This is a genomic window from Clostridium sp. TJA020 (assembly GCF_058310295.1).
In genome coordinates this window covers 137,282-160,129 of the sequence record NZ_JBZEFC010000001.1, presented here as the reverse complement: position 1 = coordinate 160,129, position 22,848 = coordinate 137,282, and the positions used below count along the sequence as shown (strand labels likewise).

Genomic DNA, 22,848 nt, shown 5'->3' with positions numbered 1-22,848 from the left:
TCATTCCGGAGCTTAAAATCCAGAAGAGGACCGCCCGTACTAGCACAAAGCATATTCTATCATAAAAAATATCTCTTTGCAATAATTTATTTATTAAATATATACCTAAATATAGTTTCTTCATCAAATATGCATACTTATAATAATTTATTTATTATAAGTTTTTAATATTTTTTTATCTTCCTTTGTTAATTCTATTTTATCAAATAAGTCTTTCCTTCTATCTCTTGTAATGATTAAAGATTGTAATCTTCTCCATTTTCTAATATTTTCATGATGTCCTGATAAAAGTACTTCCGGAACTCGTTTTCCTTCAAATTCTTCAGGCCTTGTATATTGAGGATATTCTAATAATCCATTTGAAAAAGATTCATCCATAAAACTTTCTTCTTTACCTAAAACTCCAGGTTTTAGCCTTAAAACAGAATCAATAACTGGTATAGCAGCCATTTCTCCACCAGTTAATATAAAATCTCCAATAGAAATTTCTAAATCTATGTATTCATATATTCTTTCATCTATTCCTTCATAATGCCCACATAAAAATATTAATTCATCTTCTTTTGCTAATTCTTTTGAAAGGTCATGATTAAATTTCTTTCCTCTAGGTCCTAAAAAAACTACTTTTCCTTTGTTTTCTTTTTTACATTCTCTTATAGTATCTATTACAGGCTGAGGTGCCATAACCATACCAGCACCACCACCATAAGGATAATCATCAACTTTTTTATGCTTATTTTTAGTATAATCTCTTATATTTAAAGTTTCTATTTCTATAAGTCCTTTTTCTTGTGCTTTTCCTATAATACTATGGTTAAATATTGAAAACATCTCTGGAAAAAGAGTTAATATACTAATCTTCATCTAACCATTCTCCTACAGGTCTTATAATAATTTTTTCATCTTCTAAATTAATATCTAAAACTATATCTTTAAGTACAGGAATTAACAATTCTTTTGGTTCTCTTATCCAATATACATCATTATTTTTAGTTTCTATAACATCATATATAGGCCCAAGATCATTTCCTTCTGTATCAAATACATGAATTCCTATAAGATCTCTAGCATAAAAAGTATCTTCTGGAAGTTCTGGTTCCATATCCCTTGGTACTTCTATAATTTTATTTTTATATTTTTCTGCATCATCTATAAAGTCTATTCCTTCAATTTTCAATATAACTCTATCTTTTTGAAATTTTACACCTAATATTTTTCTCTCTATTCCATCAATAAAAATAACTTCATATCTTTTAAAGTTATTTACATCTTCAGTAGAAGGTATAACTTTAACCTCACCTTTTAACCCATGAGTATTAACAATCTTCCCTACTTTAAAAAATTCTCTCATATATTTATCACCTCTTTTTATAATTAAAAATTTTATACTTTATATGATTTTATTATAAAAAAGAGTTAGGCTTCACCTAACTCTTTAAATAATTTCAACTACTACTCTTTTTTCTTCTTTTATTGCTGCAGCCTTTACTACGGTTCTAATAGCTTTCGCTATTCTTCCCTGTTTTCCAATAACTTTGCCCATATCATCTTGTGCAACCCTAAGTTCTAGTATAATTGATTGTTCACCTTTAATCTCATTTACTGTAACTTCATCTGGATTATCTACAAGGGACTTAGCTATTACTTCTACTAATTCTTTCATAGTGTCCTGCATCTAGTTATATACTAAGTTGCAGAATTCACCTCCTAGTATTACTTGTTTAGGCCTGCTCTTACGAAAAGCTTTTTAACTACATCTGTTGGTTGAGCACCATTTTGTAACCATTTATTAGCTTTTTCTTCGTTTATTTTTATTTCTGCTGGTTCTGAAACTGGATTATAGTATCCGATCTCTTCGATGAATCTACCATCTCTTGGGCTTCTTGAATCAGCAACAACTACTCTATAGAAAGGTGCTTTTTTAGCTCCCATTCTTCTTAATCTAATTTTTACTGCCATGTTAATTTCACCTCCTTTAAAAAATAATTATATATTAACTCATAAAAGGTAACTTACCTAAGAGACCTTTTTTGGCTCCCTTTTGCAATGATTTCATTTGTTTCATATTCTTTTTCATCATTTCGTATCCTTTAATAAGTTTATTAACTTCTTGAATTGTTGAACCTGCACCCTTTGCAATTCTCTTTTTTCTTGATGAATTATTTATTACAAGGGATGGATTTCTTCTTTCTTTTAATGTCATTGAAAGAATTATTGCTTTAACTTTTTCCATTTGCTTTTGACCTTGATCAAAATCAATACCTTGCAGCTCTTTTGAATTTACTCCAGGTATCATTTCCATAAGTTTATTAAGCGGTCCAAGCTTTTTCATTTGCTCCATTGCAGTTAAATAATCTTCAAAATTTAAGCCTTGATTCATCATTTTCTTTGTAAAATCCGCTGCTTCTTCTTCATCTATTGCAGATTGAGCCTTTTCAATAAGAGATAATACATCTCCCATGCCAAGTATTCTTGATGCCATTCTATCTGGATGAAAAACTTCAAAATCATTCATCTTTTCGCCAACACCAATAAATTTTATTGGTTTTTCAGTGATAGATCTAATTGAAAGTGCCGCTCCACCTCTAGTATCACCATCAAGTTTAGTTAATATAACCCCTGTTAAGTCAAGGTCATTATTAAATGTTTCTGCAACATTTACAGCATCTTGTCCTGTCATAGAATCTACTACAAGTAAAATCTCTGAAGGATTAACAGCTGACTTTACATCTTTAAGTTCTTGCATCAAGCTTTCATCTATATGTAATCTACCTGCTGTATCTATAATAACTACGTTATTACCATTATCTTTAGCATGCTTTATGCCAGCTTTTGCAATATCAACAGCTTTAACCTTATCTCCCATTGAAAATACAGGTATGTCTATTTGCTTACCTACAACTTCTAATTGCTTTATAGCTGCAGGTCTATATATATCACATGCTACAAGAAGCGGCTTTTTATTATTCTTTCTAAGGTTTAATGCTAATTTACCACACATTGTAGTTTTACCAGCCCCTTGAAGACCTACAAGCATTATAACTGTAGTTCCACTACTTGAATAATTTATTTTACTTTCGCTTCCTCCCATAAGTTCAGTAAGTTCATCGTTAACTATTTTAATAACTTGTTGTCCTGGTGTCAAGCTCTCTAGAACATTACTTCCAACGCACTTTTCACTCACACTTTTAACAAACTTTCTTACTACTTTATAGTTAACATCTGCTTCTAATAAAGCAAGCTTTACTTCCCTCATAGCTTCTTTTATATCTTTTTCATTAAGCTTACCTTTTCCCCTTAATTTTTTAAAGGTATTTTGAAGCTTTTCTGATAATCCCTCAAAAGCCATACTAAACCTCCTAATATTATAAATCTTCTAGCTCTTTCTTAAGCATATCATATTCTTTATCAGAAATAGAATACTTTTCTTTAAAGTTTTTAAGAAGTTTTATAATTTTTTCTTCTCGATTTATACTCTTTTGAAGTAAGTTCAATTTGTTTTCATAGGTTAAAAGTTGCTTATAGCACCTTTTAATTAGATCATGGATTGCTTGACGACTTGTGTTGTTTAATTCAGCAATTTCAGCTAAGGATAAGTCATCATCAAAATATAATTCCATAATATTTCTTTGTTTTTCAGTTAATAATGGTTTATAAAAATCCATTAATAATGAAATCTCAACCCTATCTTCCATCATAATAATCACCTTACCACAAAAGAGATGATACCAAATAAATTTATAGGTGTCAAGTATTTTTACTTAACACCTATAAAAAATTTTATTATTTTTTAAAATAGTGCTTCTGCAAAGCTTTTAGCATCAAATTTCTGAAGATCATCTATACCTTCTCCAACTCCTATATATTTAACTGGAATATTAAGAGTTTGTTTTATAGATATAACAACCCCACCTTTAGCTGTACCATCTAATTTAGTTAATATGATACCATCTATAGGGCAAGCTTCCATAAACTGCTTAGCTTGTATAACAGCATTTTGACCTGTTGTTCCATCTAACACTAATAATGTTTGTTTTTTAGCTTCACTGTATTCTCTATCAATTATTCTGTTTATTTTTGAAAGTTCATTCATGAGATTCTTTTTATTATGTAATCTACCTGCTGTATCACATATTAAAAGATCAACATTTCTAGCCTTTGCTGCTTGAACTGCATCAAAAACAACAGCTGCTGGATCTGAACCCTCACTTTGTTTAACTATATCAACAGAGGCTCTTTCACTCCAAACTTCTAATTGATCTATTGCAGCAGCTCTAAATGTATCTGCTGCTGCTAATAATACTTTTTTACCTTCTGCTTTATTTTTAGCTGCAAGCTTTCCTATTGATGTTGTCTTACCAACACCATTTACACCTATAACTAATAATACTTCTTTTTCATTTGAATCATTTGATTCTTCATCTTCACTTCCTTCAAGTAACATATCTGTTATTACTTCTTTTAAAGCTGGTTTTACCATTTGAGGATCATTTATTTTTTCTTTTCTTATTTTCACTTTTAATCTATCTATAATTTCTATAGTTGTGTCCATACCTATATCTGATATTATTAAAATTTCTTCTAATTCTTCATATAAGTCATCATCTATAGTTACAGCTAAATTTAAAGCCTCATTTATTTTATCTTGTAACCCATCTCTAGTTTTTGTTAATCCAGTTTTTAGTTTATCAAATAATTTTCCAAACATTATCTTACCTCCATAATAACTATTTATTTAAATCAACTGATAGTACCTTTGATATTCCTTTTTCCTCCATAGTAACACCGTACATTATATCACTTACTTCCATAGTTCCTTTTCTATGTGTTATTACTATAAATTGTATTCCTTTTTCTGAAAATCTTTTTAAAAATTCTGAATATCTATAGACATTTGCATCATCTAAGGCGGCTTCTATTTCATCTAATATACAAAATGGAGTAGGTTTCATTTTAAGTATACCAAACAATAATGCTATTGCAGATAAAACCTTTTCCCCACCTGACATTAAATTTATATTTTGAAGCTTTTTACCAGGTGGCATAACGTTTATATCTATATTAGCTGTAAGCTCATCACCTTCCCCTAATATAAGTTCAGCATTTCCACCTTTAAACAATTCTTTAAAAGTTTCATTAAAATTTTTATTTAATATTTTAAAATTTTCTTTGAATAAAATTCTCATTTTTTCTGTCATTTCTTCAATAACTGAAAGTAATTCATTTTTTGACTTTTCTAAATCTTCTTCTTGAGATGACATAAACTCGTATTTCTCACTAACTTCTTCATATTCAGATATAGCACCAAGATTTACAATACCAAGAGCTGATATTTTTCTCTTTATAGAACTTATAAAATCTTTAAAACTCCTTAAATCTTCTATAGGTTTAGCTATTTCTTTTGCCTCTTCATATGTTAAATTCATTTCTTCATTAAGCTTTTTATAATGATTTTCAATTTCCATTTCACTTTTAGCTTTAAGTATTTCTCTTTTATTAAGTTCGCCTTCTTCTTTAGTTAAAACATCTCTTATTTCACTTATTAAGCTATCTATTTCACTAAATTCTTCTTTAAGCATACCTCTTTTCAAATCGTTTTTCTTAAAAATTTCTTCAAGGTTTTCAATTCTTTCATTATTTTTATTTATTAATTCTATATTATAGTGAATTTTTTCTTTACTAATTGAAATACTTGAAGTAGCTTCTGAATTTTCCTCGTTAATCTTTTCAATTTTCAAATTAATTTCTTTAAGATCAGAATCTTTTCTTATTATTTCAGCACTTTTTGTTGAAATAAGCTCATTTATCGATGCAATACTTATCTTTACTTCTGTAAGTTTATTATTAAGATTATTTAAATATAATTTTTTATTATTTAATGTTTCTTCTAATTCTAATTCTTTTTGTTTATTAAATTCATTTTCACTTGCTAAGCTTAATATACTACTACTTAATTCTTCAAGCTTAAATTTTAAATCACTCAAATCTATTTCTATTAAATCTTTCTCATCTTTTGCCTTTAAATTATTCTCTTTTAGATTTTTAATCTGATTTTCTAAATTCATAAGTTCGTTTTTGTTTGTTGCAAGCTCTATTTTTATAGCATGCATACTATCTGTTAAATTTAAAACCTCTTCATCTATATCTTTTCTCTTTTTAGTGATTTCCTTTATATAATCTGAAGTTTCATCTAATTTTAATTTAGTTTCTTTTATTTTTTCTTGTATTTCTTCTATTTCTCTTTTTCTACTTAATATGTTAGTAGTTTTTCCCTTTATACTACCACCTGTCAATGCTCCACCAGCATTTAGTATTTCTCCTTCTAAAGTAACAATTCTATATTTATAATTTATTATTTTAGCAATTTTGAAAGCACTATCCATATCTTTAGCTATTATTGTTCTACCAAGAGAATAGTTAATTACTTTTATATATTTATGATTAAAATGAACTATATCTGATGCAATACCTAAATATCCATCTATATTTTTAACTTTGTCATTAACCTCTAACTTGCTACTATTTATTATGTTAAGTGGTAAAAATGTTATTCTACCTAATTTATTATTTTTCAAATAATTTATAAGATCTTTAGCTATATTTTCTGTCTCTGTAATAACATTAGATATAGAAGATCCAAGTGCTGTTTCTATAGAAGTTTCATATCCTTTAGGAACAGTAAATACCTCACCTAACACCTTTATACCTTCAGTATGAGGAGTTAATTTCCTATCTACTCTATCCATAAGGTTCTTTAATGATCTATTATAGCCTTCGTATCCATTTTCTAAATCTTCAAGCATAGATTTATTGGCTTCATATTTACTTAATGAAATACTTAAAAACTTGGATTCTTTTTCTTTATTTGCTATTAAATTATTTATATTTAATAAATTATTTTTATTTTCTACTAATTTATCAGTTAATATTTCATACTCTTTTTCTTGTGCTTCAATTTTTAATGTTAATCCATTAATTGTTGATCTATTAATGCCTAGTCTATTATCTATACTTTTAACTTCTTCATCAATTTTATACTTTCTCTCTTCTTTAGATTTTATTTCACCTTTTATTTCAGTTATTTTATTATTTATTGAAGAATTATTTTTAATTAAATCTAATTCACTCTTTTTTAAATTATTAATTTCTAATTCTATGTCTTTTACTTTTAAAGATATAGATTTAATATCATCATCTAATTTTTCAATCTCTAATAATTTTATTTTTTCTTCTTCTTTCTTTTCTGAAAGTTCTTTTTTTAGAAATTCTTTTTCTTTATTTATATCTAAAATCTTACTGTTTAATCCATATTTCTCAAACTTATTTTTTTCAATAGTTTTATTTAAATTATTAATTCTTTCATTATGTAATTCAATATCACTATTTGCTTTTGTTATATCTTCTTTTTTTCTAAAATACTCTAGCTTTTCTTCAGTGCTTTTTCTTTCTAATTCTTCTAAGCTTTGTTCTATATCTTTTAATTTTTGCTTTTTTAAATTTAAATCTTCTCTTTTTGCATTTAATTCATTTTTCTTATCATCTAATTCTTTATTAAATTCTTTAATTTCTCTTTCAATAATTTTAATATTATTTACTATTAAAGAAACCTCTTTTTCTTTTAAATCATTTGATAAGTCTTTAAATTTTAATGCCTTTTCTCTCTCTATTCTTAAAGGCTCTAATCGCTCTTCATATGTAGAAATTATATCTCTTATTCTAATTAAATTTTCTTCTGTATTTGAAAGCTTTTTTTCAGCTTCATTTTTTCTAAATTTATATTTAACAATTCCAGATGCTTCTTCTAATAAATTTCTTCTATCTTCTGGTCTACCACTTAAAATAGCTTCTATTTTACCTTGTCCTATAAGAGAATACCCTTCTTTTCCTATACCAGTATCCATAAATAAACTATTTATATCTTTTAATCTACATTTACTATTATTTAATAAATATTCTGTTTCACCTGATCTAAATATTCTTCTAGTTACAGTTACTTCATTATAATCAATTGGTAAAACCTCATTTGAATTATCTAAAGTAAGAGAAACTTGTGCAAGTCCAACAGGTTTTCTATATTGTGTTCCAGAGAAAATTACATCTTCCATCTTTCCGCCTCTTAAAGTTTTTACACTTTGCTCACCAAGAACCCATCTAACAGCATCAGATATGTTACTTTTTCCACTACCATTTGGACCTACTATTGCTGTAACTCCCTCTTTAAACTTCAACTCTGTTTTATCAGCAAAGGATTTAAATCCTCTTAACTCTAAAGATTTTAAAAACACAAATTCCACTCCTTTATATAAATATTGGTATCAAGGATATTAAAAATACCAAAACTAAAAAAACTGCAAGAGCAATTTGCATTTTTTCTCTAGTTTTTTTTCTCATTATATCACCTCTATATTTAATTATATTTAAACAAAACGAGAGCAAAACCCTCGTTTCATTTAAATTTCTATATTTTTTTCTACTATATTTCTAATTAATACTTTTCCCTTTTCAACATCATCAGTTATCTTAACAGTAATATTATAACCATCTTCTTTTAGCTTGTTGAAATAATATTTCTTATTAGCATATAACTTACTAACATCTCTATTATTAATTAAAATTTCCAAATTATCACTTATAATTTCTTGTTTTATTTTATCTATAAGAAGGCTACTTTCTACAAGCTCTCTAAATGCAGGGTGAAAAGGACCATCTATAATATCTCCACCTTCATTTATAGTATCTGTAGGCTGAAGTCCTATTCTTATAACATTTATTCCTTCTTTTTTATACATAAAATATATTTGTTTACTAACATCTACTGCTAAATCCAATGTATAAGGAGTATATTCTCCTCTATTATACATAATTTCCATAGGAGTATCTTTAATAACTAAAGATGGATATATTCTTACTATTTCAGGTTTTAATTGTATTGATAATTTAGCACTATTTATATCTTTTTCTTTATTTGATTTAGGTAATCCTGGCATTAACTGATGTCCTAATACTATTCCATACTTTTTTATTAGCTTAGATGCATTAATTACATCTTCTACCGTATGTCCCCTACCAGCTGCAGTTAATACTTCATCATTTAAAGATTGTACTCCTAATTCTATTATATCAACATCATATTCTTTTAAATAAGTTAATATATAATCATTTATATAATCTGGTCTAGTTGACATTCTTATTTTATCTACTATTCCTAAATCTTTATATCTTTTAGCAACAGATAATAACTCTCTTTGCTTTTCTTCCTTTATAGCTGTAAAAGTACCACCAAAGAAAGATACTTCGATAGTTGCATCTTTATTTTTTATAGTACGATAATATTCTTCTATAATTTCCTTAACTTTTGTTCCATCAACCTTATCTCTTACACCTGTTATCCTATCTTGATTACAAAACACACAATTATGAGGACAACCTTCATGAGGAACAAAAATAGGTATAATATAATAATTTTTACTCATTTATTACCCCCATTTTTTCTAAGGCTTGTTTTGCAGAAGCTTGTTCTGCCTCCTTTTTAGAATATCCTTCACCTTCTCCCATACACTCATCATTTATTAAAACTCTAGTGTAAAATTTTCTTCTATGTGGAGGACCTTCAAATTTAACTAAATCATATTTTATTTGAACCTCACCATTTTTTTGTAAATGTTCTTGTAATTTAGTTTTAAAATCTAATATTATTTCATTATTTATAGCTTTATCTATTATATCTTTAAATTTATTCAAAATAAATGCTCTTGTAAATTCTAATCCTTTATCTAAATAAATAGCTGCTAAGACAGCTTCAACAGCATCCGCTTGTATTGAAGTTCTTTGTCTTCCTCCTGTAAGTTCTTCTCCCTTACTCATTCTTATGTAATTACCTAAATTTAATCCTTTTGCTACTTCAAAAAGAGAATTTTCACAAACAATTAAACTTCTGATTTTTGTAAGCTCCCCTTCAGATTTTTCAGTATAATTCTTAAATAAATATTCTGTTATGCATAATTGAAGAACTGAATCTCCTAAAAATTCTAACCTTTCATTATATTCTGTATCCTTATACTGGTTAGCAAATGAACTATGTGTTAATGCTTTTTTCAAATAACTTAGGTTAGTGAATTTTACTCCAAGAGTTTCTTCGAACTCTTTTACCTTTAATTTATTCATATATCCTCACTCCTCTAAGTTTATTCTTCAGTTTGCTCTTTAAACAAATTCAAGAATAAACTACATTAATTCTTTTATTATATTTTTAAATATAAAATCCCGCAATAAAGGCGGGATTTTACTATTCTTCAACATGATTTTTAACGTATTCTACAACATCTCCAACAGTTTTGAATCCCTCAACATCTTCATCCGGAATTTCCATATCTAATTCATCTTCTAATGCCATTATTAACTCAACTATATCTAATGAATCTGCATTAAGGTCATCAATAAATGATGAATCCATTGTTATTTCATCTTTATCTATGCTTAATTTTTCTGATACTATCTCTTGAATCTTTTCAAACATATTATCACCTCCTGAATCCTTCCCTTAGATAATATTATATATTAAATATACAGTCAATATTCTAATAAAATAATTTTTATTTTATTTCTTCTTTTATTTTCTCTATTACGTTACCTTTATAAAAAATTGTAGTCTGTTTTATTGCATTTTTAAAAGCTTTTCCATCAGAACTTCCGTGAGCTTTTATACAAATTCCATCTACTCCTAAGAAAGGAGCTCCACCAACTTCTTTATAATCAAATTTAATCATAAGCTTCTTAAAAACTGGTTTAAGAAGAGCTGCTCCAATTTTAGGCATAAAAGATGCTTCCATTATAGTATCCTTTATTATACCAAGTAAATTCATTGCAGCACCTTCATATAATTTAAGAGCAGTGTTTCCTATAAATCCATCACAAACTAAAACATCAACTTCTCCAGTTGGTATCTCTCTTGGTTCAACATTACCTACAAAATTTAATGATTCATTGCTTAAAAGTTTATAAGTTTCCTTTGTAAGTTCATTACCTTTTTCAGCTTCTTCACCAATATTTATAAGACCAACAGTTGGATCTTTTTTATTAAATACATTTTCATAATATATTTTACCCATTTTAGCAAACTGAACAAGATAATTAGGTTTACAATCCACATTTGCACCTGCATCAACTATCATAAACTTACCTCTTCTACCTGGCATTATAGGAGCTAAAGCTGGTCTTTCAACTCCTTTTATTCTACCAACAATCAAAGTACATCCCGCTAAAAATGCGCCAGTACTTCCCCCTGAGATAACAGCTTCACATTTACCTTCTTTCACTAAGTTTAATGCTTTTACTATACTAGAATCTTTTTTTCTTCTAAGTGCCATAACCGGATGTTCATTTGTAGATATTATTTCATTAGCATTAACTACTTTAACTCTATTTTTATCATAAGAATATTTATTTAATTCTTCATTTATTTTCTCTTCAGGACCTGTTATATATACTTCTATATCATTATATTCCTTCAAAGCATCTATAACACCTTCTACAACAGCTTTAGGTGCATTATCTCCACCCATTCCATCTATTGCTATTCTCAATTAACTCACCCCTTTTTGTATATATTTTTCTATATATAAAGAAAAGAAAGTCATAAGACTTTCTTTTATTCTTCTGAAGCTGCTACTTCTTTACCTTTGTAGTATCCACAGCTCTTACAAACTCTGTGAGCTAATTTCATTTCATGACATTGTGGGCATTCAACTATTCCTGGTAAGCTCGCTTTGAAAGTTTGAGCTCTTCTTGAATCTCTCTTTGCTCTATATGTTTTTCTTGCTGGACATCCCATTGATTACACCTCCTTATTTTCAAGCAGTGCCTTAAGACCTGCTAATCTAACATCAATATCATCATTGTCACAAGTACAATTTTCAATGTTAAGATTTTTACCACATTTGTGGCAAAGGCCTTTGCATTCATTACTGCAAAGCTTTTTAATTGGTAAGGTTGAAATTATTTCTCTTTCAACAAAATCTGTGATGTCTAATTCATCACCCTTTACAAATATTACATCATTATCTAATGAATCGTCAACATTTGTAAACCTTTCTTCTATTTCAAAATCTATTGGATAGATGAAGGTATCTAAACACCTTGAACAACAAAGCTTAAGCTCTGTTTTTACATGTAGTCTAACTACAATCTCTTTCTCCTTTGAATATATAGTTCCATTAACTAAAACTTTAGATACTGGTTCAACTACTTCTCCTTCAAAGTGAAATTTTTTCATATCAAAATCATAAGAAAAATTCTTTTCTCTTTCTTTTCTTGAAAAAAGACTAGAAAATTGTAATTTCATAAATTTCATGCTCTGGATAAAAATCCTCATGTCCACTAAGACACATTATATCACTAAACTAGCGACATAGCTCGAGCGAAAGCTCTTTTTCACCCCTTAGCTTAAAATATTTACTGAACAAACACAATTTATTATATAAAGGGTGACATAAAAAGTCAAGATTTTTTATTAATATTAACTATTTTATTAACTCTAATGTATCTTTAGCTATCATTAATTCCTCATTTGTTGGTACAACATATATCTTAACTTTGCTACCATCTTTTGATATTTCTTTAAGTTCTCCAAACACTTTGTTCTTTTCAGTGTCTAATTCAATTCCTAAGAATTCTAATCCCTTAACTATATCTTCTCTAGTTTCTATTGAGTTTTCTCCAACTCCTGCAGTAAATACTACTACATCTACTCCACCCATAATAGCAGCATATGCACCAATTTGCTTTCTAACGCTATAACTAAATATATCTAATGCAAGTTGCGCTCTGTTGTTATTTTCATTATAAGCAGCATTTTTTACATCTCTAAAGTCTGAACTTACTTCTGAAATTCCTAAAATACCTGATTTTTTATTTAATATATCATTTATTTCTTGTGATGAATATCCTAGTTCTGACATTAAGAAAGTTTCTATTGAAGGATCTATGCTTCCTGATCTTGTTCCCATAACTATTCCGTCAAGTGGTGTAAATCCCATTGATGTATCTATTGATTTTCCATCTTTAATTGCTGTAATTGATGCACCATTTCCTAAGTGACAAGTTATTATTTTTAAATCTTTTATATCTTTTCCCATAGTTTCTGCAACTTTTTGTGATACATACTTATGTGATGTTCCGTGGAATCCATATCTTCTTACGCCATTATTTTTGTAATATTCATATGGTATAGCATAAATATATGCTTCTTCAGGCATTGTTTGATGGAATGCAGTATCAAATACTACAGCCATAGGTGTATTTGGCATTAAAGCCTTACAAGCCTCTATACCTATTATGTTAGGTGGGTTATGAAGTGGTGCAAGTTTTACACAATCTTCTAAACATTTCATAACTTCTTCATCAACTAACACTGATTTTGAATATTTTTCTCCACCATGTACTACTCTATGTCCAACAGCTGCTATTTCATCCATTGATTTTATAACGCCATGTTTTTCATCAACTAATGCTTGTAAAACTAATTTTATAGCATCTTTATGATCTTTCATTTCTTGTTCTATTATATATTTATCTCTACCTTCAACTTTTTGAGTTAAAATTGAACCATTTATTCCTATTCTTTCAACTAATCCTTGAGCTAATGCTACTTCATTAGTCATATCTATTAATTGATACTTTAATGATGAACTTCCACAGTTTATTACTAATATTTTCATCTTGAGATCCCCCTTAAAAATTTATCAACGTCTAATTTCTACTACTAATTGCTATTACTATTTTGAAGCTTGTGCTTGAACTGCTGTTAAAGCAACAACATTAACTATATCTTCTGAACTACATCCTCTTGATAAATCATTAATAGGTTTTGCAAAACCTTGACATACAGGTCCTATAGCTTCTGCATTAGCAAATCTTTGAACTAATTTATATCCTATATTTCCAGCTTGTAAATCTGGGAATACTAATACATTTGCATTTCCTGCAACTTTACTGTTTGGAGCTTTTTGATTTGCAACCTTTTGAACTATTGCTGCATCTAATTGTAATTCTCCATCTATTTGTAAATCTGGTCTTAATTCTTTAGCTTTTTCTGTTGCTGTTCTAACTTTATCAACTAATTCATGATCTGCACTACCCATAGTTGAGAATGAAAGCATTGCAACCTTTGGTTCCATTTTACAAAGATTCTTAGCTGTTTCTGCTGTTGCAATTGCTATAGCAGCTAATTGATCTGAATTAGGATTTGGGTTAACAGCACAATCAGAGAATAAAAGCATACCTTGCTCTCCATATTTTGATCCTGGTACAAGCATTATAAAGAAACTTGATACTACTGATACTCCTGGTGCAGTTTTTATTATTTGAAGACCTGGTCTTAAAAGATCTCCTGTTGTATGAACAGCACCTGAAACCATTCCATCAGCATCATCTAGTTTTACCATCATTGTAGCAAAATAAAGAGGATCTCTAACTATTCTTTCAGCTTTTTCCATTGTCATACCTTTATTTTTTCTTAACTCATAAAAAGCTTCTATATATTCATTAAGCTTAGGTGATGTCTCTGGATCTATTATATCTACTCCTTCAAGATTAACACCTTGCTCTTTACCAGATTGTAATACTCTTTCTTTATTACCTATTAAAACCGGTATAGCTATTCCTTCATCAAATATTTTTCTAGCAGCAACTACCGTTCTAGCCTCGTCGCCTTCTGGAAGGACTATCTTTTTTTTATCAGACTTTGCAGCCTCCCATATTTTGTTCATAAGTTCCATGTTCATTTCTCCTTTCAAAGATCCGTGTATATCTTCACATATTAATATACTCCTAATTGATGCAAATTTTCAACCTTTAAAGGACATTTTTTTACTGTTTCATTGAATTCATTAGATTTGAAATACTGCAAATTTTCTGAATATTTATCCTCTCCCCTTTAAAAGTGCCACTTTAAAAATTATATGATATACTATGAGTATTATTTTAGTATTAAAGGAGGATTTTATATGAATTTAACAGGTATTATAACTGAATATAATCCCTTCCATTTAGGTCATAAATACCATCTTGAAAATGCAATAAAAGATACAAATTCTGATGGTATAGTTTGTGTAATGAGTGGAGATTTTATGCAAAGAGGAACACCTGCTATTATAGATAAATATACACGAGCTAAAATTGCTGTTTTAAACGGTGTAGATTTAGTTTTAGAATTACCACTTGTATATTCATTATCTTCTGCAGAAAATTTTGCTTTTGGTGGAGTCAAACTTTTAAACAGTTTAAATTGTATAAATAATATATATTTCGGAAGTGAAAGTGGAAATTTAAATAATCTTTTTAAAATAGCACATTCTTTAGCTTTTGAATCTACTGAATATAAAGAAAATTTAAAAGATAATATAAAAAAAGGTATACCTTTTCATACAGCAAGAACAAATTCTCTAAATTCTATTTTGCCAAATGACAATGTATATGAAATTTTATCAAACTCAAATAATATATTAGCAATAGAATATATAAAATCTATTATAAAATTAGATAGCAAAATAAAGCCCTTTACACTTAAACGTGAAGGTAATAACTATAATGACTTAAATTTGAGCAAAACATTTTCTTCAGCTACTTCTATAAGAAAATGTTTAAAAGAAAATATGAATTTAAATATTTTAAAAAATTCTATACCTTTAGAAACATATAAAGAATTAGAAAACTTATTTAATAAAAATTATAATTTTGTATTTGAAAATGATATGTTTGAATTTTTAAAATATAAAATCTTAACTAATGATTCTAAATTAAAAAACATAAATGATTTATCTGAAGGATTAGATAATAAAATAAAAAAAGAAATAATTAATTCTAAATGTATAAATGAGCTTATACTAAATATTAAAAGTAAAAGATATACTTATACAAGAATAAATAGAATTCTTACAAGTTTCTTCATAGGACTTGAGCAATATGATTTAACTAACATTAAAAATTATGATTTTAAATTTATAAGACCTCTTGCTCTTAATTCTACTGGTATGAAAATATTAAAAGAAATTAAGTCTAAATCTAATTTAAAAATATTAAATAAGATTCCAAAACATATAGATGATGATATTTTAAAAATAAACTTACTTGGTACAAAAGCTTATTCAATTTTAAATAAATCAATATCTCCTATTGAAGATTATTTAAAAACCCCTTATATACATAAGTAAAGTTTGCTATATTATGTGCATATAAATATTATTGATGGGAGTGATTTCGTGAATAATATTTATATTTTTATTTTATGTTTGTTTATATTTATTTTTATAGTTTTATTATTTAAGTTTTATAATATTGATAAAAACAATATTTTTTGTTTTTTTATAACTGTTTTAATAATATTATTTGTAAGTAATATTGAAGCATCTATTAATGCAGCATTAGATGGATTAAGACTTTGCTTTAAAGCTATAATTCCTACTATATTTTCATTTTCTCTTATATGCAATTTACTTATATGCTATGATGGAATATCAACATATTCTAAATTAATAGGTCCACTTATATGCAAACCATTAAGATTACCATCAAATTGTTCTTTTCCTTTAGTTGGTAGTATTTTATGTGGTTATCCATTAGGAGCTAAATTTAGTAGCAATTTATATGAAAATGGTGATATTGAAAAAAAAGATTATATAAGGCTTATAAATATAGCATCAAATACAGGACCTATATTTTTAATAGGGTCTGTTGGTGCTTCATTACTTGGAGATCCAAAATACGGCTACTTTTTACTTATAAGTAATTATTTATCTATATTTTTCATTGCAATAATAACAATGAAAAAGTCCTCTATGCATCAATTTAATGCGCAGAAGACTTCTTTTAAAGAAATAAGTTTTAGTGTTGCATTAGATAAATCTATTAAAGATGCATTAAACACAACATTATCTGTATGCTCGTACGTTGTAGCATTTTCTGTAATTATATCTATATTAAAAAATATAAACTTCATAAAAGACATATTTTTTAATATAGAAAATTTATTCAATATACCAAGAAATATGTTGTACGGAACATTTCTAGGTAGTATTGAACTAACAAATGGTTGTAGCATAATTTCATCTAGTTCCATGTCAATACACTTTAAATTAGCTATAATAAGCTTTTTAGCTTCATTCTCGGGCATATCTATAATAGCTCAAACATTTTCCTTTATAGGAAAACATAATGTATCTTTTTTTAGATATGTATTTTTAAAATTAATACAAGGAATTTTTAGCTTTATTTTTACTTTTTTATTGTCAAATATAGTATTTAAATCAATAGAAACATATTCATCTAATAATTTTTTTGTTTCTAATTACTTACTTAATTACTTATTGCCAATATTAATATTTTTAATTATTATTTTTATTATTCAATACATTGCTAAAAATAATTCAAAAAAGCTAAAAAACTAATCCATAGATCTTAATTCTTTTATATTTTCTTTTACAATGGAGCATGCTTTTGTAAGGTTTTCATCAATTTCCCTAGCTGTATCCTCAAAGCTTACTTGAAGCGATTTTATAAGCTCCATTTTTTTATTTTCCATTTGTTCATCTAAATCAGTTAATATTTCATCTGCATAATCTCTAGCACTTACTCTTAAGTTTTTAGATTCTCTTTTTGCAGTTGCTAATATTTCTTGAGCTCTTATTTTAGCTTCTTTAACAATATCATGATTTTCAATATTTTGTCTCATAAGAATCATAGTTTCTTCTTTAACTGAATCATATTCTCTTTTAGCCTCAGCTAAAATTCTTTCTCTTTCATTCATAACCCATTGAGCTTTTTTAAATTGATCAGGTAAACAATTTATAATATCATCAATAGTTTCCATAAACTCTTTTTTATCTACCATAACTTTACCGCTCATAGGAACCTTTGGCGCTCTTTCTATAGTATCTAATAAATATTCTAAATATTCTAAAACGTTAGCTTCTTGTTTATCCATATATACCCCCTACTTATTATTTTTTATTTTCTTTAGTATATACTCTTTAATATTTTCAGGAACTAAATTATCTATATTACCATTAAACTTACCAATTTGCTTAACTGCTGATGAACTTATAAATGAGTTGTTAGGAGATGATATCATAAAAACAGTCTCAACATCAGAATCTAAATTTTTATTAATAAGGGCCATTTGTGCTTCATAATCAAAATCAACATTATTTCTTAGCCCCTTTATTATAAGATTACTATTTCTCTTTTTTAATAAATCAATAAGAAGTCCTTCAAAACTTATAACTTCAACATTTTTAATATGAGAAGTTGCGTGTTTTATAAGTTCAACTCTTTCTTCTATATTAAATAAACCTTTTTTATCTATATTTATAAGAACAGCAACAACTATCTTATCAAAAATTTTAGCGCCTCTTTCTATAATATCTAAATGTCCATTAGTTATAGGATCAAAACTTCCAGGATATATAGCTTCTTTCATTAATCCTCTTCTCCTTCTATTTCATAGAAGCAAACTGTTGTATTTCCATATTTTTTACTTTTTAAAAGCTTAATATCTTCATATCCTTCATATATTTCTTCTATACTATCTATTTTCGTTACAATTATTCCATCATTAAGCAATAAATTATTTTCTTTTATAATTTTTATAGCTTCTGGAATCATTTCTTTACAATATGGTGGGTCTATAAAGATTAAATCAAATCTTTTACCTTTTCTTGCAAGACTTCTTAATCCATCATAAGCATCTATATTCATCGGGAAACAAAAATCATTGAATTTAAGATTTTCAACATTTTTCTTAAGTAAAGGAAATGTTGTCTTGCTTTTGTCAAATAAATAACATTCCTTTGCTCCCCTACTTGCAGCTTCTAATCCTAAACTACCAGTTCCAGCAAATACATCTATAACGCTAGCATCAGGTATGTATCCTTGAATCATACTAAACATAGCCTCTTTTACTCTATCTAGAGTAGGTCTTGTTTCATATGTTGGTGGTGATAATAATTTACGTCCTCTTGCCTTTCCAGCTATTATTCTCACTCTTTTGTCCTCCTTAAGTAGTTATATATATTTCATTCTATCATAATCAACTTTTTTATACAATTTATAATTAATTAAAGCAAATATACTTACTGCTTTTTTCCAAATTATTCTCTATTTCTTTTATTAATTTTAAATTTTCTTTTGTTTCATTAAATAATATATTATTTGCTTCTTCTCTTGCTTTAATAAGTATGTTCATATCCTCATAAAGATTAGCAAGTAAAAATCCTTCATCTCCACTTTGTCTAACCCCAAACATTTCACCAGAGCCTCTAAGCTTCAAATCTTGTTCTGATATATAAAAGCCATCAGTTGATTCCGTTAATATTTCCATTCTTCTTTTAGTCACTTCACTTTTTGCTTTTGCAATTAAAATACAATATGATTCATACTCTCCTCTACCAACACGACCTCTTAACTGATGAAGCTGTGCTAATCCAAATCGTTCTGCATTTTCAACTATCATTACCGAAGCATTAGGAACATTTACCCCTACCTCAATAACTGTAGTTGATATTAAAACTTTCGTTTCTCCAGTTTTAAATCTATTTATTATATCATCTTTTTCATTAGGCTTCATTTTCCCATGTAAATATTCAACCTTTATATTTCTAAATATACCATGACTTAATTTTTCATATACGCTTTCTACAGAATTTAATTTCTCATTTTCATCTTCTTCAATAAGAGGACATACTATATAAACTTGTCTTCCTTTTCCTATTTCATTATAAGCAAGCATATATGCATTATCTCTATCCTCTTCCTTAAAAAATCTTGTATCTATTTTCTTTCTTCCTGGCGGAAGTTCATCTATTGCTGAAACATCCAAATCAGAATATACATACAAGGCTAAAGTTCTAGGTATAGGAGTTGCAGTCATTACTAAAACATCTGCTTTTTTACCCTTATTTATAAGCTTACTTCTTTGCCCAACGCCAAACCTATGTTGCTCATCAGTTATAGCTAAGGCTAAATTATTAAATTCTACATCTTCTTGAATAAGAGCATGTGTCCCTATAACTACTAAAGGTTTGTTTTCCTTTATCTTCTCTTTTATTCTCTTTTTTTCTTTACTAGAAGTACTTCCAGTTAAAAGTTCAATATCAATATCAAAACCTTTAAAAATATTTTTAGCTTCTTTATAATGCTGATTTGCTAATATTTCAGTTGGAGCCATAAAAGCTGATTGGTATCCATTTTTATATGCATTAAAAATAGCAATTAAAGCAACTATAGTTTTCCCTGACCCAACATCCCCCTGAACAAGTCTATTCATTGGATATTTAGATGCTTGATCTTTAAGTATGGCTCTAACAACCCTAGATTGTGCATTAGTTAAAGAAAATGGAAGAGATTCTCTTAAATTATTAAGTTCCTCACTCCAATTAAACCCAATTCCATCCTTTACTCTAGATTTCTTTTTAAGTAAAAGTAATTTCATAGAATATGTAAATAATTCTTGAAACTTTAATCTATTTATAGATCTTTTTAAAATCTCTTTATCCTTTGGAAAATGTATTTCTCGAATAGCATCATCAAAAGAGATTAAATTATATTTTCTTATTATTTCTTCTGGTAAATTTTCATTAACATAAATATTATCTAATACTTCCCCAATTATTTTAACTAAAAAATTATTAGTTAGTTCACCTTTTAAAGAATATTTAGGTATTATTTCACTTTTTAAAGATTCATTTGATGCTATTAATGGATTTGTTATTTCTAAAGTATTAGATATTTTTTTGTATTTTCCTAAAAGATTATATGATTCTTTAAATTTAAATTTGGTTTTTATATATGGTTGATTAAACCACTTTGCTAAAACTCTAATACCATTATAATCAAATTCTATTGTTGTTATTATTTTTCCAGTTTTTGTTCTAAAATCTCCTCTTAATTTAATCATAGTACACTTTAATATTTGCTTTTCATTTTCATCTATCTCATTTATTTTACTATTACCATTTACAAATTCATAATCTCTTGGAAAATATAAAAGCAAATCAAGTATACTAAATATTTGAACTTCATTAAGCTTTTCTGTAGACTTTTTACCTACTCCTTTTATATTATTAACTGTAGTATATATATCCATTTAATCACCTCTTTTATAGGTAAAATAGCAAAAGCACCTTACGGTGCTTTTTATTATACGTAATTTTATACTTATTATTCTACTGACATTAAGAAGTAATATAAAGGCTGGTCTCCTTTATATAATTGTATATCACAATCTTCATATTTTTCTTCTAACTTTTCTACAAATTCATTAGCTTCTTCTTCTTTAACATCTTTACCATAGAATATAGTTATTAATTCACTATCTTCATTAACCATGTTATCAAGTACTTTTTCAGCTGCTTCAAATTTATCATCTGAAACTTCTTTTATTTTACCTTCAACTAGGCCTAACATATTTCCTTCTTTTATTTCAATTCCATCTATTTCAGTGTCTCTTACTGCATATGTTACTGAACCAGTTTTTACTGACTCCATAAGGTCTTTTAATTCTTCTTCATTTTCTTCTGGAGAAGCATCTCTATTAAACATAGATACACAAGTTATTCCTTGAGGAATGGTTGTTGTTGGCACAACAATAACATTCTTGTCTGAAATATCTTTTGCTTGTGATGCAGCCATTATTATATTTTTATTGTTTGGTAAAATAAATATGTTTTCAGCATTTATTTTTTCTATACAATCTAAAATATCTTGAGTTGATGGATTCATAGTTTGACCGCCTTCTATAACATAATCAACCCCTAAATCCTTAAATATATTTGTAATTCCTTCTCCCATAGCTACAGTTACAAATCCATATTTTTTAGTTTCTTCTACTTCTTTAGATTTCTCTTGGTCTGCTCTCATTTCAGCTGCTAAAATTTCTCTATGTTCTTCTCTCATGTTATCAATTTTAATTTTTGAAAGTTCTCCAAGCTTTACAGCCTTTGATAAAACTAAACCTGGATCATTTGTATGAATATGAACCTTTATAACATCGTCATACCCAACTACTATCATTGAATCTCCAAGTGATTCTATTTCATTTTGTAATTCGTTTGATTTAGTAGCATCACCTAAAACTATAAACTCTGTACAATATCCAAATTTTATATCCGCATCATGAGTTGTCTTTGCTCCAGTAGCTTCTGCTCCACCTTCACCAATTTTTATATCTTTAACTTCTGCAATAATACCATTTTTCAAAGCTTCAAGCATTCCTTGAAGTATTATATAAAGACCCATACCACCTGAATCTACAACTTTAGCTTTTTTAAGAGCTGGTAATAATTCTGGTGTTTTATCTAACATAATCTTAGCATCTTTATTAACTTCTTCTAAAAGCTCTATTATATTTCTAGCTTTAGACTTAACTGCTGATTCTGCTGATGCTCTTATAACTGATAAAATAGTACCTTCTGTTGGTCTCATTACAGCTTTGTATGCTGAATTTGATCCTTCTTGAATAGCATTTGCAAACTCTGATACTGAAACTTCTTCATGTCCTGCTAATCCCTTTGAAAAACCTCTAAGTATTTGTGAAAGAATTACTCCTGAGTTTCCTCTTGCTCCCATAAGAGCACCCTTTGCAAGCTTTTTAGATACTACTTCTATAGAATCTGAATCTATATTTTCAATTTCTTTAACAGCTGCTTTAAAAGTCATTGACATGTTAGTTCCTGTATCTCCATCTGGTACTGGAAATACATTTAAAGCATTAACAAAATCGCTTTTTTCAGCTAATCTGTTACTTGCATTTACTACCATGTTATAAAAATCACGGCCGTTTATCTTATTAAATTCCAT

General features: G+C 27.5%; 22 protein-coding genes and 1 pseudogene. 2 read left to right on the top strand and 21 right to left on the bottom strand.

What is annotated here, in order from left to right; genetic code table 11:
* Positions 1 to 147: 147 nt before the first annotated feature.
* The 16 genes from trmD to pta all read right to left on the bottom strand — a co-directional run bounded on the left by trmD (position 148) and on the right by pta (position 14,774).
* Positions 148 to 864 carry a tRNA (guanosine(37)-N1)-methyltransferase TrmD gene (gene trmD / locus AC4FQ1_RS00820; RefSeq protein ID WP_303127063.1) on the bottom strand — a complete coding sequence of 239 codons (717 nt, stop codon included), beginning with the start codon at positions 862 to 864 and terminating at the stop codon, positions 148 to 150.
* The gene (gene rimM / locus AC4FQ1_RS00815) at positions 854 to 1,351 is read right to left on the bottom strand and encodes a ribosome maturation factor RimM (RefSeq protein WP_303127061.1); all 498 of its coding nucleotides are present in this window, start codon (positions 1,349 to 1,351) and stop codon (positions 854 to 856) included. Before rimM ends, trmD begins: the two co-directional genes overlap by 11 nt.
* Before the next feature lie 84 nt (positions 1,352 to 1,435).
* Positions 1,436 to 1,663, bottom strand: coding sequence for a KH domain-containing protein (locus AC4FQ1_RS00810; protein WP_024614631.1), 228 nt, complete (start codon positions 1,661 to 1,663; stop codon positions 1,436 to 1,438).
* A gap of 50 nt (positions 1,664 to 1,713) precedes the next feature.
* A complete protein-coding gene (gene rpsP / locus AC4FQ1_RS00805; RefSeq protein WP_024614630.1) occupies positions 1,714 to 1,959 on the bottom strand; it encodes a 30S ribosomal protein S16 in 246 nt (81 codons plus the stop codon).
* A gap of 34 nt (positions 1,960 to 1,993) precedes the next feature.
* Complete coding sequence (gene ffh / locus AC4FQ1_RS00800; RefSeq protein WP_303127059.1) at positions 1,994 to 3,349, bottom strand: signal recognition particle protein; 1,356 nt, start codon at positions 3,347 to 3,349, stop codon at positions 1,994 to 1,996.
* Between the two features lie 16 nt (positions 3,350 to 3,365).
* Entirely contained in the window at positions 3,366 to 3,695 is a 330-nt protein-coding gene (locus AC4FQ1_RS00795; protein WP_303127198.1) for a putative DNA-binding protein, read from the bottom strand.
* Positions 3,696 to 3,790: 95 nt separating this feature from the next.
* A complete protein-coding gene (gene ftsY / locus AC4FQ1_RS00790) occupies positions 3,791 to 4,708 on the bottom strand; it encodes a signal recognition particle-docking protein FtsY (RefSeq protein WP_303127057.1) in 918 nt (305 codons plus the stop codon).
* Positions 4,709 to 4,727: 19 nt separating this feature from the next.
* On the bottom strand, positions 4,728 to 8,285 hold the full coding sequence (gene smc, locus AC4FQ1_RS00785; RefSeq protein WP_491168650.1) for a chromosome segregation protein SMC: 3,558 nt from the start codon (positions 8,283 to 8,285) through the stop codon (positions 4,728 to 4,730).
* 165 nt (positions 8,286 to 8,450) lie between these two features.
* Positions 8,451 to 9,473 carry an elongator complex protein 3 gene (locus tag AC4FQ1_RS00780; RefSeq protein WP_303127053.1) on the bottom strand — a complete coding sequence of 341 codons (1,023 nt, stop codon included), beginning with the start codon at positions 9,471 to 9,473 and terminating at the stop codon, positions 8,451 to 8,453.
* Positions 9,466 to 10,164 (bottom strand): ribonuclease III, encoded by a 699-nt coding sequence (gene rnc / locus AC4FQ1_RS00775; protein ID WP_491147198.1) that lies wholly within the window; start codon positions 10,162 to 10,164, stop codon positions 9,466 to 9,468. The genes AC4FQ1_RS00780 and rnc overlap by 8 nt, the downstream gene beginning before the upstream one ends.
* Positions 10,165 to 10,285: 121 nt before the next feature.
* Entirely contained in the window at positions 10,286 to 10,516 is a 231-nt protein-coding gene (gene acpP / locus AC4FQ1_RS00770; RefSeq protein WP_303127050.1) for an acyl carrier protein, read from the bottom strand.
* 76 nt (positions 10,517 to 10,592) lie between these two features.
* Positions 10,593 to 11,582, bottom strand: coding sequence for a phosphate acyltransferase PlsX (plsX, locus tag AC4FQ1_RS00765; protein ID WP_491168649.1), 990 nt, complete (start codon positions 11,580 to 11,582; stop codon positions 10,593 to 10,595).
* Between the two features lie 65 nt (positions 11,583 to 11,647).
* Positions 11,648 to 11,830: a 50S ribosomal protein L32 gene (rpmF, locus tag AC4FQ1_RS00760; protein ID WP_024614622.1), complete on the bottom strand. Its 183-nt coding sequence runs from the start codon at positions 11,828 to 11,830 to the stop codon at positions 11,648 to 11,650.
* Positions 11,831 to 11,833: 3 nt separating this feature from the next.
* Positions 11,834 to 12,340, bottom strand: a complete 507-nt coding sequence (locus AC4FQ1_RS00755) for a YceD family protein (RefSeq protein ID WP_303127045.1) — start codon at positions 12,338 to 12,340, stop codon at positions 11,834 to 11,836.
* A gap of 178 nt (positions 12,341 to 12,518) precedes the next feature.
* The gene (locus AC4FQ1_RS00750) at positions 12,519 to 13,715 is read right to left on the bottom strand and encodes an acetate kinase (protein ID WP_491168648.1); all 1,197 of its coding nucleotides are present in this window, start codon (positions 13,713 to 13,715) and stop codon (positions 12,519 to 12,521) included.
* A 57-nt stretch (positions 13,716 to 13,772) separates the two neighbouring features.
* On the bottom strand, positions 13,773 to 14,774 hold the full coding sequence (gene pta, locus AC4FQ1_RS00745; protein WP_303127041.1) for a phosphate acetyltransferase: 1,002 nt from the start codon (positions 14,772 to 14,774) through the stop codon (positions 13,773 to 13,775).
* A gap of 228 nt (positions 14,775 to 15,002) precedes the next feature.
* On the opposite strand from pta, the gene AC4FQ1_RS00740 reads away from it, so the two are divergent.
* Together AC4FQ1_RS00740 and spoVV are read left to right on the top strand one after the other, a co-directional pair.
* Complete coding sequence (locus tag AC4FQ1_RS00740) at positions 15,003 to 16,208, top strand: nucleotidyltransferase (protein WP_303127039.1); 1,206 nt, start codon at positions 15,003 to 15,005, stop codon at positions 16,206 to 16,208.
* A gap of 48 nt (positions 16,209 to 16,256) precedes the next feature.
* Positions 16,257 to 17,441, top strand: a complete 1,185-nt coding sequence (gene spoVV, locus AC4FQ1_RS00735; RefSeq protein WP_491168647.1) for a dipicolinic acid transporter SpoVV — start codon at positions 16,257 to 16,259, stop codon at positions 17,439 to 17,441.
* Here the strand turns inward: spoVV and AC4FQ1_RS00730 are convergent.
* The 5 genes and pseudogenes from AC4FQ1_RS00730 to AC4FQ1_RS00710 all read right to left on the bottom strand — a co-directional run bounded on the left by AC4FQ1_RS00730 (position 17,438) and on the right by AC4FQ1_RS00710 (position 22,848).
* Positions 17,438 to 17,977, bottom strand: a complete 540-nt coding sequence (locus AC4FQ1_RS00730; RefSeq protein WP_303127035.1) for an ATPase — start codon at positions 17,975 to 17,977, stop codon at positions 17,438 to 17,440. The two genes, spoVV and AC4FQ1_RS00730, sit on opposite strands and share 4 nt — an antisense overlap.
* A gap of 9 nt (positions 17,978 to 17,986) precedes the next feature.
* A complete protein-coding gene (gene coaD / locus AC4FQ1_RS00725; protein ID WP_303127033.1) occupies positions 17,987 to 18,472 on the bottom strand; it encodes a pantetheine-phosphate adenylyltransferase in 486 nt (161 codons plus the stop codon).
* A pseudogene (rsmD, locus tag AC4FQ1_RS00720) lies at positions 18,472 to 19,038 on the bottom strand (16S rRNA (guanine(966)-N(2))-methyltransferase RsmD); the annotation flags it as partial. The pseudogene rsmD and the gene coaD, both read right to left, overlap by 1 nt.
* A gap of 67 nt (positions 19,039 to 19,105) precedes the next feature.
* Entirely contained in the window at positions 19,106 to 21,136 is a 2,031-nt protein-coding gene (recG, locus tag AC4FQ1_RS00715) for an ATP-dependent DNA helicase RecG (RefSeq protein WP_491168646.1), read from the bottom strand.
* A 74-nt stretch (positions 21,137 to 21,210) separates the two neighbouring features.
* A complete protein-coding gene (locus tag AC4FQ1_RS00710; RefSeq protein WP_491168645.1) occupies positions 21,211 to 22,848 on the bottom strand; it encodes a DAK2 domain-containing protein in 1,638 nt (545 codons plus the stop codon).